15 protein-coding genes are annotated in these 17,608 nt (G+C 33.6%); 13 read left to right on the forward strand and 2 right to left on the reverse strand.

Going from position 1 to position 17,608, the window contains the following annotated elements; genetic code table 11:
- The first annotated feature begins 96 nt into the window (after positions 1–96).
- The 11 genes from neuC (at position 97) to ACRASX_RS07750 (ending at position 13,335) form a co-directional block, all read left to right on the forward strand.
- Positions 97–1,221 (forward strand): UDP-N-acetylglucosamine 2-epimerase, encoded by a 1,125-nt coding sequence (neuC, locus tag ACRASX_RS07700; RefSeq protein WP_432222980.1) that lies wholly within the window; start codon positions 97–99, stop codon positions 1,219–1,221.
- Positions 1,218–2,633, forward strand: coding sequence for a UDP-glycosyltransferase (locus ACRASX_RS07705; RefSeq protein WP_432222981.1), 1,416 nt, complete (start codon positions 1,218–1,220; stop codon positions 2,631–2,633). The genes neuC and ACRASX_RS07705 overlap by 4 nt, the downstream gene beginning before the upstream one ends.
- 30 nt (positions 2,634–2,663) lie before the next feature.
- Positions 2,664–3,824 carry a glycosyltransferase family 4 protein gene (locus tag ACRASX_RS07710; protein WP_432222982.1) on the forward strand — a complete coding sequence of 387 codons (1,161 nt, stop codon included), beginning with the start codon at positions 2,664–2,666 and terminating at the stop codon, positions 3,822–3,824.
- A 377-nt stretch (positions 3,825–4,201) separates the two neighbouring features.
- Positions 4,202–4,540, forward strand: coding sequence for a GIY-YIG nuclease family protein (locus ACRASX_RS07715; RefSeq protein WP_432222983.1), 339 nt, complete (start codon positions 4,202–4,204; stop codon positions 4,538–4,540).
- Positions 4,541–4,780: 240 nt separating this feature from the next.
- Positions 4,781–6,319 carry a glycosyltransferase family 2 protein gene (locus tag ACRASX_RS07720; protein ID WP_432222984.1) on the forward strand — a complete coding sequence of 513 codons (1,539 nt, stop codon included), beginning with the start codon at positions 4,781–4,783 and terminating at the stop codon, positions 6,317–6,319.
- The gene (locus tag ACRASX_RS07725) at positions 6,319–7,320 is read left to right on the forward strand and encodes a glycosyltransferase family 2 protein (protein WP_432222985.1); all 1,002 of its coding nucleotides are present in this window, start codon (positions 6,319–6,321) and stop codon (positions 7,318–7,320) included. Before ACRASX_RS07720 ends, ACRASX_RS07725 begins: the two co-directional genes overlap by 1 nt.
- Positions 7,313–8,320, forward strand: coding sequence for a glycosyltransferase (locus ACRASX_RS07730; protein WP_432222986.1), 1,008 nt, complete (start codon positions 7,313–7,315; stop codon positions 8,318–8,320). Before ACRASX_RS07725 ends, ACRASX_RS07730 begins: the two co-directional genes overlap by 8 nt.
- Positions 8,317–9,435, forward strand: a complete 1,119-nt coding sequence (locus ACRASX_RS07735) for a glycosyltransferase (protein ID WP_432222987.1) — start codon at positions 8,317–8,319, stop codon at positions 9,433–9,435. Before ACRASX_RS07730 ends, ACRASX_RS07735 begins: the two co-directional genes overlap by 4 nt.
- A complete protein-coding gene (locus ACRASX_RS07740) occupies positions 9,432–10,517 on the forward strand; it encodes a glycosyltransferase (protein ID WP_432222988.1) in 1,086 nt (361 codons plus the stop codon). Before ACRASX_RS07735 ends, ACRASX_RS07740 begins: the two co-directional genes overlap by 4 nt.
- Entirely contained in the window at positions 10,510–11,880 is a 1,371-nt protein-coding gene (locus ACRASX_RS07745) for an O-antigen ligase family protein (RefSeq protein WP_432222989.1), read from the forward strand. The genes ACRASX_RS07740 and ACRASX_RS07745 overlap by 8 nt, the downstream gene beginning before the upstream one ends.
- A gap of 84 nt (positions 11,881–11,964) precedes the next feature.
- Positions 11,965–13,335 (forward strand): exopolysaccharide biosynthesis polyprenyl glycosylphosphotransferase, encoded by a 1,371-nt coding sequence (locus ACRASX_RS07750; protein WP_432222990.1) that lies wholly within the window; start codon positions 11,965–11,967, stop codon positions 13,333–13,335.
- A 100-nt stretch (positions 13,336–13,435) separates the two neighbouring features.
- On the opposite strand, the gene ACRASX_RS07755 is transcribed toward ACRASX_RS07750, so the two are convergent.
- Positions 13,436–14,527 (reverse strand): DUF4105 domain-containing protein, encoded by a 1,092-nt coding sequence (locus ACRASX_RS07755; RefSeq protein ID WP_432222991.1) that lies wholly within the window; start codon positions 14,525–14,527, stop codon positions 13,436–13,438.
- 69 nt (positions 14,528–14,596) lie between these two features.
- Entirely contained in the window at positions 14,597–15,583 is a 987-nt protein-coding gene (locus ACRASX_RS07760; RefSeq protein ID WP_432223077.1) for a PorV/PorQ family protein, read from the reverse strand.
- 268 nt (positions 15,584–15,851) lie between these two features.
- Between ACRASX_RS07760 and ACRASX_RS07765 the strand changes: the two genes are divergently transcribed.
- Both ACRASX_RS07765 and ACRASX_RS07770 read left to right on the forward strand, forming a co-directional pair.
- Complete coding sequence (locus ACRASX_RS07765; RefSeq protein WP_066306610.1) at positions 15,852–16,568, forward strand: CDP-alcohol phosphatidyltransferase family protein; 717 nt, start codon at positions 15,852–15,854, stop codon at positions 16,566–16,568.
- Positions 16,569–16,575: 7 nt separating this feature from the next.
- On the forward strand, positions 16,576–17,427 hold the full coding sequence (locus ACRASX_RS07770) for a glycoside hydrolase family 25 protein (protein WP_432222992.1): 852 nt from the start codon (positions 16,576–16,578) through the stop codon (positions 17,425–17,427).
- The last annotated feature ends 181 nt before the right edge of the window (positions 17,428–17,608 follow it).

Below are 17,608 nucleotides of genomic sequence, written 5' to 3' on the forward strand. Positions count from 1 at the left end.
CTGAACTAGAAGAAAAAACAGAATAATATAATACTATTTAAAGTAGATTAAAGTACCATTTTATAATCTATAAATTAGCATACCGAAGTTTTAAAAATGAAAAAAATTCTCTTCTTAACAGGAACTCGTGCCGACTTCGGAAAAATAAAATCACTGATAGCCTCTATTGAAGATAATCAAGATTTTGAGGTTTTCGTTTTTGTAACTGGAATGCATTTGCAAGAAAAATACGGATACACCTTGATTGAAATTGAACGTTGTAAGTATAAAAACGTTCACACTTTTGAAAATCAGACGCACGAAACTACCATGGATTTGACTTTAGCAAAAACCATCGCAGGTTTATCCATTTATTGTAAAACAATACAACCAGATTTGATTGTAGTACATGGTGATCGGGTTGAAACCTTGGCTGGTGCTATTGTGGGTTCGTTAAATAATATTTTGGTTGCACATATTGAAGGTGGAGAACTTTCGGGAACAGTAGATGAGTTAATTCGACATAGCGTTAGCAAATTAAGTCACATTCATTTTGTCTCTAATAGTGAAGCAGCTAAACGATTAATCCAAATGGGAGAGATTGAAAAATCTATTTTTACAATCGGATCGCCCGATGTCGATATTATGTTTTCAACAAGTCTACCAAAGTTAGAGGTTGTTAAAAAATATTACGAAATTCCTTTTGAAAAATACGCCATTGTTATGTTTCATCCTGTTACGACAGAATCAAATGAAATGAAACAATATACTGCGAATTTTGTAGCTGCTTTAGAAGAAGATTTTCATAATTATATAGTTATTTTTCCTAATAACGATTTAGGAAGCCAGTATATAATCGATGCATATCAGAATCTTAATAGTAATTCTAGATTTAGAATATTTCCATCAATCCGATTTGAATATTTCTTAACATTACTAAAAAACGCACAATTCATAATTGGTAACAGTAGTGCTGGTATTAGAGAAGCACCTTATTACGGAATTCCGACTATCAATATCGGAACGAGACAACAAAACAGGTCTTTTTATAATGAAATCATTAATGTCGATTATTCGAAAGCAGAGATTATTAAAGCATTGAATCATATCGATAGCCATCAAACTAAGGTTTTAAGTGCCGATTTTGGATCAGGAAATAGTGCCGCTTTGTTTTTACAATGCTTACAAAATTCAGATATTTGGCAAATCAATCATCAAAAACAATTTCGAGATAATTTATGAGTAATAAATCAAAAGTATTTGTGCTGTTACCAGACGGAATAGGCCTTAAAAACTTCGCTTTTTCAAATTTTTTTAAAGAAGGGAAAGAACAAGGATTTGAAACTATCTATTGGAATAATACTCCATTTGATCTAGCTTCTCTTGGATTTAGTTCAGTTGATATACAAAATTCAAAATCACACCGATTGACCGAAATTTTTAAAAATGCTAGGAAGCAAATAGAGCTCAATTTATTTATAAAAAAAACAAATGATTTTGTTTACGATACGTATCGTTTCCCTTTTTCTTATGCTACATTAAAAAAATGTATTAAAAGTATATTGACTCATATAGTAGTGCAACTCCATAATAATGACAAAGGACTAGAAAGGTTAAGAGCTAAGATTAAAAGAGCTGAAAAAAACACCATATATTATAGAGAGTGCATCGCTACCTTAAGGACAGAAAAGCCAGCTCTTGTTTTTTGTACTAATCAGCGACCGATGACGGCAATAGCACCCATTTTGGCAGCACGAGTTTTAGGAATTCCTACAGCATGCTTTATTTTTTCGTGGGATAATTTACCAAAAGCGACATTGCTAATAGAAACTGACTACTATTTTGTTTGGAGTGAACACATGAAAAAAGAACTTCTCTATTATTATTCATATATCAAATGCAATCAAGTTTTTATAACTGGAACTCCTCAATTTGAAAATCATTATGATTTTTCGCTAATGAAAACAAGAAAGATGTTCTACGAAGAGCACTCATTAGATTTAAATAAAAAATACATTTGTTATTCAGGAGACGATATCACTACTTGTCCAGATGACCCAAAATATTTAGAAAATGTTGCAACAGCTGTTTATAATTTAAATAAACAAGGGTTTGCACTAGGGCTTATATTTAGAAGATGTCCAGTTGATTTTTCAAGCAGATTTGACTCAGTGTTAAAAGACTTTAATGATGTTATTGTTTCAATTAATCCTAAATGGAAAAAGATAGGCGAAAGTTGGAATGCAGTATTACCAACAGTAGAGGATACTAGTTTGCAGACAAACACTATACTTCACTCAGAAATGGTCGTTAATTTAGGTTCATCGATGGTTTTTGATTATGCAGCACATCAAAAACCTTGTGCTTTTATCAATTATGATATTTCTAAGAACGAAAAAAGCGATTGGTCGACGAAGAAAATTTATAATTATATACATTTTAAATCTATGCCGCTAAATAATTCAGTTTTGTGGTTAAATAGCGCTAATGAAATTGAATATAAAATTAAAGAATCACTGAGTAACTCTGCGCAAGTGGTCGAAAATGCTCAAAAATGGTTTGAAATCGTTGCAGGAGAAACACCAGCAAAATCTTCGGAAAAAATATGGCAAGCTATCGATCGTATTCTTTTAAAGGAGTCGATTACTGCGTAGTTTTTAACAAGACGTAAATTAGAATAAACAATGCACATTGGTTTTATCACGCCCGAATATCCACATCCCAAAGTCAGACATGCTGCAGGCTTAGGCACTAGCGTCTATAACTTGGTTAAAGCTTTGGTAAAGCAAGAAATAGTGGTTTCCGTTTTTATTTATGGACAAAATTCAGACGTTGTTTTTGAAGAAGATGGCGTTCATTTTCATTTAATTGCAGATAAAAAGTATCATTTTACCAAGTGGTTTTTTTATCGAAAACACATTCAAACTTATGTGAATAAAATTGTTTCACTTGAAAAAATAAATTTAGTAGAAGCGCCAGATTGGACCGGAATAACGGCCTTTATGAAGTTTAAAGTCCCGCTGGTAATTCGCTTTCACGGAAGTGATACTTATTTTTGCCATTTGGAACAGCGCAAACAGAAATTAAAAAATTTTTGGTTTGAAAAATTAGCTGTTAGCGGAGCGAACGCTTTTGTTGCGCCAACAGTATTTGCGGGTAATTTGTCTCAACAATTATTTAAAATAAAAAATAAAAAAATCGAGACCATTCACTACGGACTAGATTTGCTACAATTTGAAAATACAACACCCGACGAATTTGAAAATGGTTTGATTTTGTACGTGGGTACAATTATACGAAAAAAAGGAGTTTTAGAACTTTCCGAAATTTTCGCAAAAGTGCGCCAACAATGTCCAAATGCACATTTGGTTCTAATAGGAAGCGATGCGGCTGATATAAAGACGCAATCTAGTTCAACTTGGGAACTTTTGATCAAACAATTTCCTAAGGATGATTTAAATCACATTCAATACTTAGGAAAAGTAGCATATGATGAGGTGCAAAATTATATTAAAAAGGCAAATGTTTGTGTGTTTCCAACATTTGCTGAAACTTTGGGCATGGTAACTATTGAATCTATGGCGATGCAAAAAGCGGTAGTCAACAGTAATATTGGCTGGGCAAAGGAATTGATTGTAGATGAAGAAAGTGGTTATTTAGTACATCCAGAATACCATGGTTTGTATGCACAAAGAATTATTGATGTGCTAAAAAATGATTTGCTGTGTCTAGAAATAGGCAAACGCGCTAGAATTAGAGTGGAACAAAATTTTGATATTGACGCTATAGCCTTTCACAATATTAAGTATTACGAAGAAATCATTTTGTCTTTCCGCCAGAATTAGTGTGATTATTTGTCATTCCGAGGCACGAGGAATCACGCACTATTGGTTTTAGAGCGTAATTACGATTGCGATCTCTCCTTCGTCGAGATGACAGGATTGTGTATGTCATTCCGAGGTACGAGGAATCACACGCGAGAAGTTTTGAAGCGTAATTACGAGTGCGATCTCTCCTTCGTCGAGACGACAAGATTGTGAATGTCATTCCGGAGTACGAGGAATCACGCACTATTGGCTTTAGAGCGTAATTATGAGTGCGATCTCTCCTTCGTCGAGATGACAAAGTTGTGTATGTCATTCCGCGGAAATAAGAGCCAGAGAAAGTAAATCAATAAATGAGCTTTTATGAAATTTTAATTTAGTTTAAAAAATCAATCTTTATGCTAGAATTTAAGGAAGGAATTCATGTTTATCACGTATATATTATTACCAACAAACACCGCTCTACTTTTTACATTGGCGTGACGAATAATTTAAATTTAAGATTAGAACAGCATCATAAAAATATTCTTGAAGGTAATAAAACATTTGCAGCTAAGTATAATATTGAATTTTTAGTTTATTATGAGAAGCATTCTTGGATACAACTTGCTATAGCAAGAGAAAAAGAGTTGAAAGGATGGAGAAGAAGTAAAAAGCTCAATTTGATAAGGGAGTTCAATCCTACTTTTGAATTTTTAAATGATAGATTTTTGAGTAATGGAAGTGCTTTAGTTTGATTTATTCTGTCATTCCGAGGCACGAGGAATCACACACTATTGGTTTTAGAGCGTAATTACGAGTGCGATCTCTCCTTCGTCGAGATGACACGATTGTGTATGTCATTCCGAGGCACGAGGAATTTTACGCGAGAAGTTTTGACGAGTTATTACCAGTGCGATGTTTCCTTCGTCGAGGTGAAAAGATTGTGAATTGTACTCTGGTAGAAAGTGCGATAAATAATAAAATAAAAAACAATAATGATTGTAATTTATCATAATAATTTCAAGGTCTTGTCTTTAGAAACTTCTGACGACAAACTCGCTTTGGCAACAGAAAATATTGTGTCGACTTTATTTGCTGCTGCGGAGCAATACCCTGATCAATTGTTAATTTGGTGTCATATTTCCCAAAAAGAAAATCTAAATGCTAGTGCTTTAGCTGAAATTTTTCACCATCAAAAGATAGTGGCTTCGTACACTACTGACAATGCTAATTATCTGAGCGACACAATCGGCTATGTCGAAGAATCTCCTTTTATAAAAATAAATAAAGAAGTTTCTTATCCAACTTGGCAGTTGAGCACAGATGTTGGTGGCGCATATGCTGCAGTATTTCTTGCTATAAAAAGTTGTTTTCCACAAAATACAAATTTCGCATGCTTTTTACAATCTTTTGCTAAATTAGCAATGCCATTGGGCATTTTTTGCTATTCCGAACCGAAATTATTAGAAACAATCTCCACATGCATTTCCGATAAAAAGGCAGCGAAAGAAGCGGAGTTATTTAAATTTGTGAAGCAACATTACAGAACCAGATGGCTGTTATTGCTATTGTTGAATTTATTTATTTACGAGAAAAGAATACCCTTACTTGCTTTTTTAAAAGCACTATTCTATAGAAAAAGGAAAATTCCAGCGAATACTTTTGATTCTATCACAATACAGTCATCTCGAAAAGTTGTTCATAACAAAACGATTGACGTCATCATTCCGACTATAGGAAGAAAAAAATATTTGTATGATGTTCTGGTTGATTTAAAAAATCAAACTCATTTACCTCAAAATGTCATCATAATTGAACAGAATCCAGATGAAGGAAGTACCTCCGAATTAGATTATTTAAAAAATGAAATATGGCCTTTTACTATAAAACATACTTTTACGCATCAGGCAGGCGCTTGCAATGCTAGAAATTTGGCATTAGCAGAAGTAACTAGTGATTGGGTATTTTTAAATGATGATGACAATAGATTTGATGTTGATTTATTGGATAAAACGCTAGGATTATTAGCAATTTATGGAGTAAGTTGTATAAGTACTGCTTATATGCAATCTAATGAGATTAAAGATTGTAACGTTGCAAATCAAGCTGGAATATTTGGGTCTGGTAATAGTTTTTTACGAAGTAATGTACTATCACAGGTGCATTTTAATCTTGGCTATGAATTTGGTTACGGAGAAGATGCTGATTTTGGAATGCAGTTGCGAAATCGGGGAATTGATGTTATCTATGTTCCAATTCTGGAGATTTTACACTTAAAAGCTCCACTTGGTGGTTTTAGAACAAAGCCAGAATTACAATGGCACAAAGAAATGCTACAGCCCAAACCTTCACCAACTATCATGCTTTATAAATTATTACATTTGACGAAAGAGCAACGCTTGGGTTATAAAACGGTTTTGTTTTTCAAATACTACAAGCGTCAAATTATTAAAAATCCTTTTAAATATTATGTTAATTTTCGAAAGCAATGGGAAAAAAGTCTGTTTTGGGCTAATAAATTAAATGAAAAATAATGAAATTTTCTCTAATCATTTGTACGTACATGCGTCCCAAGTCCTTGCTTCAATTGTTGCAATCGGTTAAGGAGCAAAATTTATACCCGAATGAAATTTTAATTATTGATGGCTCAACGAATCAAGAAACGGAAACTATTTTAGAAGAAAATCAATTTGACCATTTGTATTATTTTTTTGTTGCGGATGAAGACAGAGGCTTGACTAAACAACGAAATTTTGGAATTTCAAAGGTTTCCGAATCTTCCGAAATAGTTTGTTTTTTAGATGATGACACTGTTTTAAAATCAGATTACTTCGAACGGTTACTCCAAACGTACAAAATTTACCCAGAAGCATTAGGGGTTGGAGGTTACATTACTAATGAAACGCAGTGGAATAATGTTGGAAAAGCATATCAGCCAAAAATAAATGAGTTTTATTTTGATGAGTGGAAAAGAGCAGATGGTAGTCGATTTGTTTTACGAAAGAAATTAGGACTTGATAGTGATTGTCCTCCAGGATATTCTTCTTTATTCTCTCATGGCAGAAGTATTGGTTTCTTGCCACCTACTGGGAAAATATATGAGGTCGAACAGTTAATGGGTGGTGTTTCGTCTTTTAGAAAAAAAGTATTTGATTCATTTCAATTTTCTACCTATTTTGAAGGTTATGGTTTATATGAAGATGCAGATTTTAGTTTAAGACTAGCGAAAACAGGAAAGTTATTCTTAAACACAGCTGCCCAATTGGTACACAACCACGAACCATCAGGTCGTCCGAACCAACATCAATATGGTAAGATGGTGGTTAGAAATGGGTGGTACGTCTGGCGCGTTAAAAACCCTAATCCTGTTATTAAAGACAAGTTTAAATGGCATACCATCACGATTCTTCTAACAGTTATACGATTTTCTAATACATTTACCACACCAAAAAAAAAAGCAGCTTTTACTGAAGCTTTAGGTCGCTTTGTAGGCTGGTGGAGTCTATTTTTTAATAAACCGTCAAGTAATGAATAGAATAGAGAAAGTTTCCATATATGGTTTGTGCAATGTTTTTTATGATTCTTTTTATTTAAAAGGTTTAGAAATGCTCTTTGGCAGAGATAGAATTTGCTTTACAACTTTGAATTTTCCAAAATTTAAGGAAAATACATTTGCGATCATTTTTGAATATAAGAATACTAAAATATTGAAGGTTGTGATAGATTCGAGAGATACAAATCTGATTTGGGAAGATGAATTGGCGTGGTGTGATATTTACGGAAAGATCAATTACGATTTTGAACTTATTTCAAAGTATTCAAATCTCAAGATCGTACCTATCGGACCTAGTTTTGGTATAAAAATATGGGGTCTGTATGAAACCCTTTTTTTTGGTTTAAAACACACTTTTAAATTTCGTAAATTTCTATTAAATAAGAGAAATTATTTGGCGAATTACTGGAGACAGTATAAAAGATTGCCACTTGAAGATTATTATCATAAGTCGGTTGCTAGCAATAATAGCGTTTTCTTCGTAAGCTCTATTTGGAAAAAGGAATTAGAGACAAATATGAATCGATTAAATTTTATCAATGCATGTAAATTAAATAATAGCATAATTTTCGAGGGGGGATTTGCGCCAAGATCAGACGGGAATAATATGGACTTCGACCGCAATTTAATTTTAAAGCGATATAATTTGAAAACATATTTATCAAAAACACAGTTATCAAAATTTGTTTTTAACACACCTGCCGTCTTATATTGTCATGGTTGGAAGTTAGGAGAGTATTTGGCACTTGGCAAAGTTATTATTTCAACAAAGCACAAAAATGAATTACCAAATCCATTAATAGATAGAGTTCATTTAATTTACGTTCGTGAAAATGTTTTAGAAGATTATTCTGTGGTACTAAATGAACTGATCAGTAATGAAGCACTTTGTAAAAAAATGGAGGCAAATGCCTTAAGCTATTTCAAAAATAATCTAGAGCCGACAGTTGTAATTAATAATCTTATAAATTTTGGAATTTGACTTATTGCATAATAACCCATGTCAATCATATTAGAGTTCAAGATGAATATTTTGCTTACGCACCGTACGTGCGGGAAATGAATATTTGGTTAAAAAATGTAGATATAGTTAGTATAGTAGCTCCCATAACTAAAATTGAATTGTCAACAATCGACCTACCGTATCAAAATGCGGCAATAGATTTTCGAGAAATTCCGGAACTATCTTTGACTTCATTATATGAAGTTATTAAAACAGTGATTAAATTCCCATTTGTTATTTGGCAGATTTATAATGCCATGCATTCCGCGGATCACATTCATTTGCGTTGTCCAGGCAATATCGGTTTATTGGGTTGTCTGGTTCAGCTATTATTTCCTAATAAAATAAAAACTGCAAAATATGCTGGAAATTGGGATCCGAAAAGTACACAACCTTGGAGTTATAGATTGCAAAAGTGGATATTAAGCAATACATTTTTGACCAAGAACATGCAAGTATTGGTTTATGGTGAATGGGAAGGACAGTCAAAAAACATAAAGCCTTTTTTTACGGCTTCCTATGCTGAGTCTGAAATAATAGCTATAAATGCGTTAGAAACAGAGAATGCAATTCGATTGCTTTATGTGGGCACTTTAGTTTCAGGTAAAAATCCGATGTATGCGATTGAAATCACTGCAGAGTTATTAAGAAATGGCAGAAATGTAAAGCTTGATGTGTATGGAGATGGTCCGTTGAAAAATGATTTAATGCAATTTGTAAAAAATAACAACTTAGCTGACGCCGTATTTTTTCATGGCAATCAAAATGCAACTGCTCTCAAAGAAGCATATCAAAACAGCCACATTTTAGTTTTGGCATCTAAAAGTGAAGGTTGGCCGAAAGCGGTTGCTGAAGCGATGTTTTGGGGCTGTATTCCAGCAGCAACCAGCGTATCTTGTGTTCCCTACATGATTGATTATGGAAACCGTGGTATTTTATTGACGTTGGATTTGGATACTGATGTGCAAGCGATTGAGCAATTGATTAGTAATAAAAATAATTTTGAAAATAAACGAATTCTGGCGGCAACTTGGTCACGAAAATATACCTTAGATTATTTTGAGGCGGAAATTCAAAAATTATTAAAGGTATGAGAATCGTCCAGCTTATTGATTCCTTGGAAGCTGGTGGAGCGGAGCGCATGGCAGTACAATATGCTAATAGTCTTGCCGACACTATTGCGTTTTCGGGTTTGGTCGCTACACGAAAAGAAGGAATTTTGAAAACTCAAATAAAAGAGCAAGTTGCCTACAGCTGCTTATTTAAAAAAAGCAGTTTAGATGTGTATGCAATTTTAAAGTTGCGAAAATTCATTAAAAGTAATCGTGTCAATATCATTCACGCGCACAGTTCTTCCTTTTTTACAGCTGTAATGTTTAAATTTTTTATGCCAAAAATGAAAATAATGTGGCACGACCATTATGGTAACAGTGATTTTTTAGAAGATCGATCAACAAAACTTTTGCGTATTTCTTCTTATTTCTTTAGCGGAATTATAGCGGTAAATCATAATTTAAAAAAATGGTCTAAGAATGTACTGCATTTCAAAAACGCAATTTATTTACCTAATTTTACTGCTTCTGAAAAAGGGACTGCTCTCACTACCTTTTTAAAAGGTAAAGACGGTAAGCGCATTGTCTGTTTGGCGAACTTACGACCACAAAAAAATCATTTGCTTTTGCTGCAAGTAGCCGAAAGATTAAAAAGTGAATATCCAGAATGGACTTTCCACTTAGTAGGAAAAGATTTTAGAGATGGGTATTCGAGTACAATAAAGGACTTTATATTGCATAAAAAGTTAGAAGATCGTGTGTTTTTATATGGTTCATGCAGCGACGTGGAGTGGGTTTTAGAACAAGCTGAAATTGCAGTTTTATCTTCGAGTTCAGAAGGACTTCCAGTTGCGCTACTTGAGTATGGTTTGAATCAAAAGCCAGTTGTGGTAACGAATGTAGGTCAAATTTCAGCTGTAGTGACTGATGGAATAAGTGGTTTTTTAGTTCCTTCAGGAAATATAGAGTTGTTTTTTAATAGCTTAGTTGCATTAATTAACGATCAGTTACTTCGAGAACGTTTGGCTACTAATTTATTTCAAAAAATAGTAAGTGAATTTTCAGCTGGATCCGTTATTCAAAAATACATCCAATGGGTAGAAGCAACGATTACAGATGAATAAATCAGAAAGACAATATATTAGTTTAGTACTGTTGCATGTGGTTATTGCAGCGGCTATTTTTTTTATTCCATTCTTATCAAAGATATATGCTGTAGTAATTGTTCTTTTTGGGTTCTACTATGTTATTTCGAACAAGAATAGAAGCAATGAAGTACTATACGTTTCGGGGTATTTAATCGGAGTGGAGGTTTTCTTGCGAATGACAGGAGGTAACCTAAATAACGAGTATATCAAAGTAGTAGTGTCACTTTTAATGTTACTTGGCTTTATTTTCAGTGGCTTTTCTAAGAGGTCCTTCGTGTACTGGCTCTATCTTTTACTTTTAATTCCAGGAGTTTTAGTGACCATGCTTTATGAAGATGCAACGCTCGAAGTACGTAAAGCAATTGTTTTCAATATTTCAGGTCCAATTTGTTTGGGTTTGTGTGCCATTTATTGTTACCAAAGAAGATTGAATTACCAACAATTGCAGAATATTATTGTCATAATCGGTTTGCCGGTGATCAGTACATTAACCTATTTAGTACTGTACAATCCCAGTGTTCAAGATGTAATTACAGGAACACAATCTAATTTTGAAACTTCTGGGGGTTTTGGTCCCAACCAAGTTTCCACTATTTTAGGACTGGGCATGTTTGTGTTTTTTTGTCAGTTGGTTTTTATGTCCAAAACTAAGTTACTAATCGCGGTTAATGGATTGTTGTTTATTGTCGTAAGTTACCGCGCCTTAGTTACTTTTTCCAGAGGAGGCGTGATGACAGGAATAGGTATGATTGCAGTAGCACTTTTTGCTGCTTATCTATTTGGAAATTCAAAAGGAAGATCGAAGTTGAAATGGATTTTTCTATTTACAATGGGATTGATTTTCAGCATTTGGAGTTATAGTATTATACAAACTGGAGGTTTAATTGTGAAACGATACGCCAATGAAGATGCAGCTGGTCGCGTTAAAAAAGATCGTTTAGGAGGTCGTGAAGAGGTAATGAACAATGAGCTCCAATTATTTTCCGACAATCCGATGTTCGGAGTTGGTGTTGGACTAGGTAAATCATATAGAGAAAAGATGATTGGTCAAGAAGTTGCCTCTCACAATGAAATTACTAGACTTTTATCGGAACAAGGTATGTTTGGAGTCGCTGTTTTGCTGATACTTTTGTTTACCCCTTTCTTATTTTACTTTAATAATTATCAAAATATTTACTTTTTTTCTTTTTTTATCTTTTGGTTGTTGACGATTAATCATGCCGCTATGCGAACGGCTGCACCTGCTTTTATTTATGCACTGTGTCTGTTACAAATTGATCTGAAGCGAAGTTCTAGCTTACATAATAAACTCGAAGAAGAAAGTAAAGCTGGGATTTAACGGTAAAACTGATTTAATTTTTATATTTGCTCAGCCAAATCAATAGAAAGCCCTCTACTAATGTCGTTAAAATCAACTACAAAAATGCACTTTGAGATCTCAGAACGCAAGATGATTCTGCGTTTGATGGATGCTGTGGTTGTTATTATAATGTTGGCCTTGGTGCAATATTTGTTTAATTACGAATATTTCAGTCTCACAGATCATAAATTTTCAAAAATTGCCTTATTGCTTATTTATCTAAGTGTTTTTGGCTCTATTTTCGAAATGTATAACTTACAAGTAGCAAGTAATCACTTTTATATTTTAAAAAGTACCTTGTTAGCAAGTACCACAACAATTTTTGTATACTTGTTTACTCCGTTTTTGACTCCAGAACTACCTAAACAGCGTTTGCCAATTCTGGTTTTTTACATCTGTATCATGGGCGGATTATTATTATGGAGGCAATTCTATGTTTATTTTTTAGCTTCGAATCGTTTTAGTCAAAATGTACTTTTGATATGTGACCAAGATCAAGTCCAAGAATTAGTTGAAGGTTTAGAAAGCGTTGATCCGCACTACAAAATAATTGGCTATGTAAATTCAGATGATTCAAATCTGGAGCAAACATCTTTCTTACAATCAGTTCCGAAGGAGGATCTCTCTTTCTTTGTGTCAAAAAATGGCATTTCAGAAATTGTAATTGCTTCTCAAAAAACGGATGGAATTACAGCCGAACTATACCAACAATTATTGAAATTATTGGAATCTGGCAAAGTAATCCGAGAATACAGTCAAGTGTACGAAAGTAAAACACAACGAATTCCCGTTCAGTTTATCGGGAGAGATTTCTATCGTTTTTTTCCGTTTAGTCGAAGTAATAACAATAAATTATACTTGTCGGTGGTGCGAATTATAGAGTATTTGCTTTCGATCGTAGGATTGATCGGTTGTTTAGTATTGATTCCTGTTATTTGGTGCGGGAACGTAATCGGAAATCGAGGCACTTTGTTCTATACACAAGAGCGGATTGGTAAAGATGGTGTCGTTTTTAAAATTTACAAATTTAGAACGATGACCCAAACCGTTCCCACTGTCCTAGCTTCTTTTGCAGAGAGCAATGACAGCCGTGTTACTACTTTTGGAAAAATGATGCGCAAGACTAGGTTAGATGAATTTCCGCAATTTTTCAATATTTTAAAGGGTGACATGGCCATAATCGGACCGAGGCCAGAACAACCTTTTTTCGTTCGCGAAATAGCACAGATTATGCCTTTTTACGAAACACGTCATATTATTAAGCCAGGACTAACGGGTTGGGCACAAGTCAATTATTCTTACGGCGAATCAATAGAGGAAAGTTTAATAAAGTTGCAATATGACTTGTACTACATTAAACACCGAAGTATTTTTCTAGACTTAAGTATAACTTTTAAAACAATTACTACCGTTATTTTTTATCGTGGTCAATAACTTTTATTAAAGTTAATGATCAAATAACTTACAAAAGCGAAGTAGTGAATTAAGATTGTTTGGTCGACTTTAGTTTTTAAAATTCCAACCCACAGAACTCTTAGATAATTATAGGAATTCTTTTTGCGTTACGAACCGCAATTCTTACTAAAATTATAAGTGTTGTTAGTAATAAAGGCAATACAATTATAAAATGAGCTTTGCTTGCGATAAATATGCCGTAAATTAAGAGTATAACAATCTGTAAAAGGACTGTTTTATAAACTAAACTTCTCTTATGAAATATTGCGAACACAATTAAAATCAATACTATTGGACTGAAAAGTAAGACATTATAATTGAAGGCCAGTTCCTGATGATCAGAGTAAAAACCCATCACTATAAAGAAAACACCTAGCAAACCCATACCTGTTAAGTACGTAAAATCAATGGCTTTTTTGTTAAGGACCAGAATTAACGCCAAAATGACCAAGTAGGTGTACCAGTTATTCCACATAGAAGTATTTACTTCCTTTTCAAAAGAGAGAAGTACTTCGGACTTTCCGGCTAATTTTTCATTCTTGTAGTTTGTTTTAGCTAAACTGCTTTTTAATTCGAATGGAAGAAAAATACGAGTCGCTTTTTCATCTACCTTCATTCCGAAAATAATGCTAGTCCCTAATCTTTCGTAAAAATGTCCTTCAAAATAAGGAAACAAAACAGAACGATACGTTGTCTCTAGATCTCCTTTTTTTACTATAACGGTGCTTCCTAGTGATTTATTGATGAGATCTACAACCATTGAAGTGCAGTTTTTATCTATAAATTTATAGGTGTAAAAACGCTCGTTAGATAGTAAAGTGTGATTTAAATTATCAAAGATTTGCTGCTTTTCTGCACTGTTTATCTCTAATTGTTGTTCGTAAACAGATCGTTTTTCGTCGGTGTAATTAGATAGGAAGTCACTGAAGGAATTGGCAATCGCAAAATATTGCAAGTTACCTTTGGCAAATTTTGCTACAAAATTGGGAGTTCTAAAATCAAAAGCACCGTAATTATAAACAACATCCAGCGCATGTATCGAATCCTGAACGCGTATGGCGGTGTGTCCAAATAAAGAATACGATTCATTTCCTGTTCCGCAAGTCAAGACACTTATTTTCGCTTGATCGGTTAATGCGATGTTCTGACTGAATCCCGAATAGAAACTCATTATAAATGAAACTATAAAAATTATTTTTTTGAAGGTTGGTGTTGTCATGTGCTTACTATAATGATTGATTTACTTTCTAAATATGCCTAAATCTACTTTTAGTGAAAAAATATTGGAATACAATGCAGCGCTCTTATTGCCTAAATCAGTCAAAGCATAATCAACTTGAATTCCGTTGTATTTAAATCCAACCCCAATATTCGGCTGAAAACCTATTTTTTCAGAATTATCAAATTGTGTAACATTCTGAAAATTTCCCACTCCCGCTCTTAAAAACACCAAATCAGTATAGCCAAATTCTAATCCTAATGCAGGATCAATACTTACAAGTTCAGAGTTAATAATGTCGTTGGTTTGGGTAAATCTCATATTTAAATTAGTCGCGGCCAAAATACTATAATCGTATTGAATGAGAAATTTTTTGGCGATTCCCAATTGTGCTTTTGGGAGAGTAATTTCAGTAGTTTCTGGTAATTCTTGATTTTGACCTGGAACGGCATCTGCTATTTTTTGATACTTTTCTTCATCAATATTCCAAACGTTATAAGTAGTGGTAATGTCGCGAAGTAATAAACCAAATTGCCAATTATTTTTTTCGAACTGAATTCCGATATCAAAACCAAACCCCCAAGAGTTTGCAAAATCTCCAATTATACGTCGAATTACTTTAGCATTTACGCCATATTGTAAACCCTGAACAGGGAGTTTTCGAGCATAAGAAAAGGTAAAACCATAATCGGCTGTAGAAAATAAACTAATTCTATTGTAGTCAATATTACCTTGCTTGTCAATTAAATCAGTAGTGTTTAAAATGTCATCGACTCCAAATCGGATCATTGAAACTCCCCATGCACTCTCCTCGTCAATTGGGCTAGCATATCCTATATAATCATATTGGGCAATATTAGCAAAATAACTAGCATGCATCAAGCCTAATTCATGGTCTTTTAAATGGGTCAGACCAGCGGGATTCCAATACACACTATTTACATCTTTAGTAGAAGCAACTGCGGTATTCGACATTCCTAATGCAGCAGCATCCACACCAATGTTCATAAACTCATTGGAGTATTTACGAGCGGTTTGAGCGTAATTTACCTTACATAAAGATAGGCAGCTTAGAAGGATGATTTTTCTCAATTGTATTTTTTTTACCAGTAAATTATAGTTTGGTAGCCTCAAAAATATAATTTTTTACCGAGCTTACTTCTTCAATAGTAGAAATAATACGAAAGATGCTGCTATTGCCAAAAATCTATAGCTTAAACACTCTACTCATTCGGTAATTATGCTAAATTTGTTCTTTTATAAAACTAAAAAACAAATGAACATCAAAAAACACATTCCAAATTTTATCACTTTATTAAATCTTTTTTGTGGCTGTATTGCGGTTGTTTTCATTTCTAAAACGGACTACGAGATGGCTTTTTATTTTGTTTGTTTAGGAATATTTTTAGATTTTTTTGATGGTTTTTTTGCTCGTCTTTTTAAAGTTGCTAGTCCGCTTGGATTGCAATTGGACTCGCTTGCAGATATGATTACTAGTGGTTTGATTCCAGGTTACGCAATGTTCAGTTTGATGAGTAATGCCCAGCATGAAATTACAGATAGTTTTCTTTTTCCGTATGTAGGTTTTATCATTACATTGGGTTCCTGCTATCGTTTGGCAAATTTTAATATTGATACGCGCCAAACTGATTCCTTTATTGGATTACCAACACCTGCCAATACGCTCTTTATTTTAAGCTTGCCCTTGGTTTTGCAGTATTCAGAGTCTTTGGTGGTACTCGAAGTTTTAACCAATCAGTGGGTTTTGGTTCTAATTACTTTGTTTAGCGCTTACATATTAAATGCCGAAATTCCGTTGTTTTCTTTAAAAATAAAGAACTTTAAAGTTAAAGATAACGCATTGCAAATCGGTTTTTTATTGCTGTCATTTTTACTCGTTCTTTTTTACGAATTTTTAGGAATTGCATTAGTGATTATCGCTTACGTGCTTTTGTCTGCGTTCAATAATAAATTTCTGAAAAAGAAGTTGTAATTGCATCATGAAAAAAACGCAAAGAAGTAAAGCTACTTATACACGCAATTCTAAGAAGAAAAATTCTTCATTTAGTCTTTTTATTAAACGGATGCTACTCCTGCTTTTTTTGGCGTGTTTTTTTACCGCTTTGTATCATTATCGTGATGGGTTAGCTTATTACTTCAGTTTTACGGCAGGAACAAAGGTAGAGACTGAAGCAAAGCGAATTTCGGATGTGCGTAATATTCAAGTGATTGAAAATCATAAAGGAAAAGCACTGGGAATTGATGTGTCTGAATTTCAGGAAAAAATAAAATGGAATTTAGTTAAAACCGTCGAGGAAGAATATCCGATTCAATATGTTTTTATTCGAGCGACTGCAGGGTACGACCGCTTAGATCGTCAATTTAAAAGAAATTGGATCGCGGCCAAAGAACAAAAATTGATACGTGGCGCTTATCATTATTACAGGCCTAACGAAAACTCCATACAACAAGCTGATTTTTTTATCAAAAATGTTCATTTAGAAAAAGGCGATTTACCACCAGTTTTAGATATTGAAAAGCTACCAAAAACGCAATCTATTGACAGTTTAAAAGTAGGTTTGCATCGCTGGTTAAATCGAGTAGAGGCACATTACAAAGTACGGCCGATTATTTATTCTGGAGAGAGTTATTACGATGATTTTTTAAAAGAAGAGTTTAGCGAATATCTTTTCTGGATTGCCAATTATAATTTTTATAGAGAAAAAATACATCCGAATTGGTTGTTTTGGCAATTTACTGAAAAGGCAGCAGTTAACGGAATTGTTCGAACTGTAGATGTAAATATATACAACGGCGATTTGCAGCAGCTACAGTTTATTACGGTAGATTAGTGGAGATAGAGAGTAGGGAATGGTGAGTAGTAATAAGTGAATAGTAATAAGTGAATAGTAATAAGTGAATAGTAATAAGTGAGTAGGGAAAAGTAGTAGTGAATAGTAATTAGTGAATGGTGTGACGAGCGTATTTTTAATCATTGTCGTAAGTCTGCGTTATGATTAAACTTTGTCATTA

This window comes from Flavobacterium sp. TMP13 (genome assembly GCF_050847115.1).
Lineage (GTDB): Bacteria > Bacteroidota > Bacteroidia > Flavobacteriales > Flavobacteriaceae > Flavobacterium.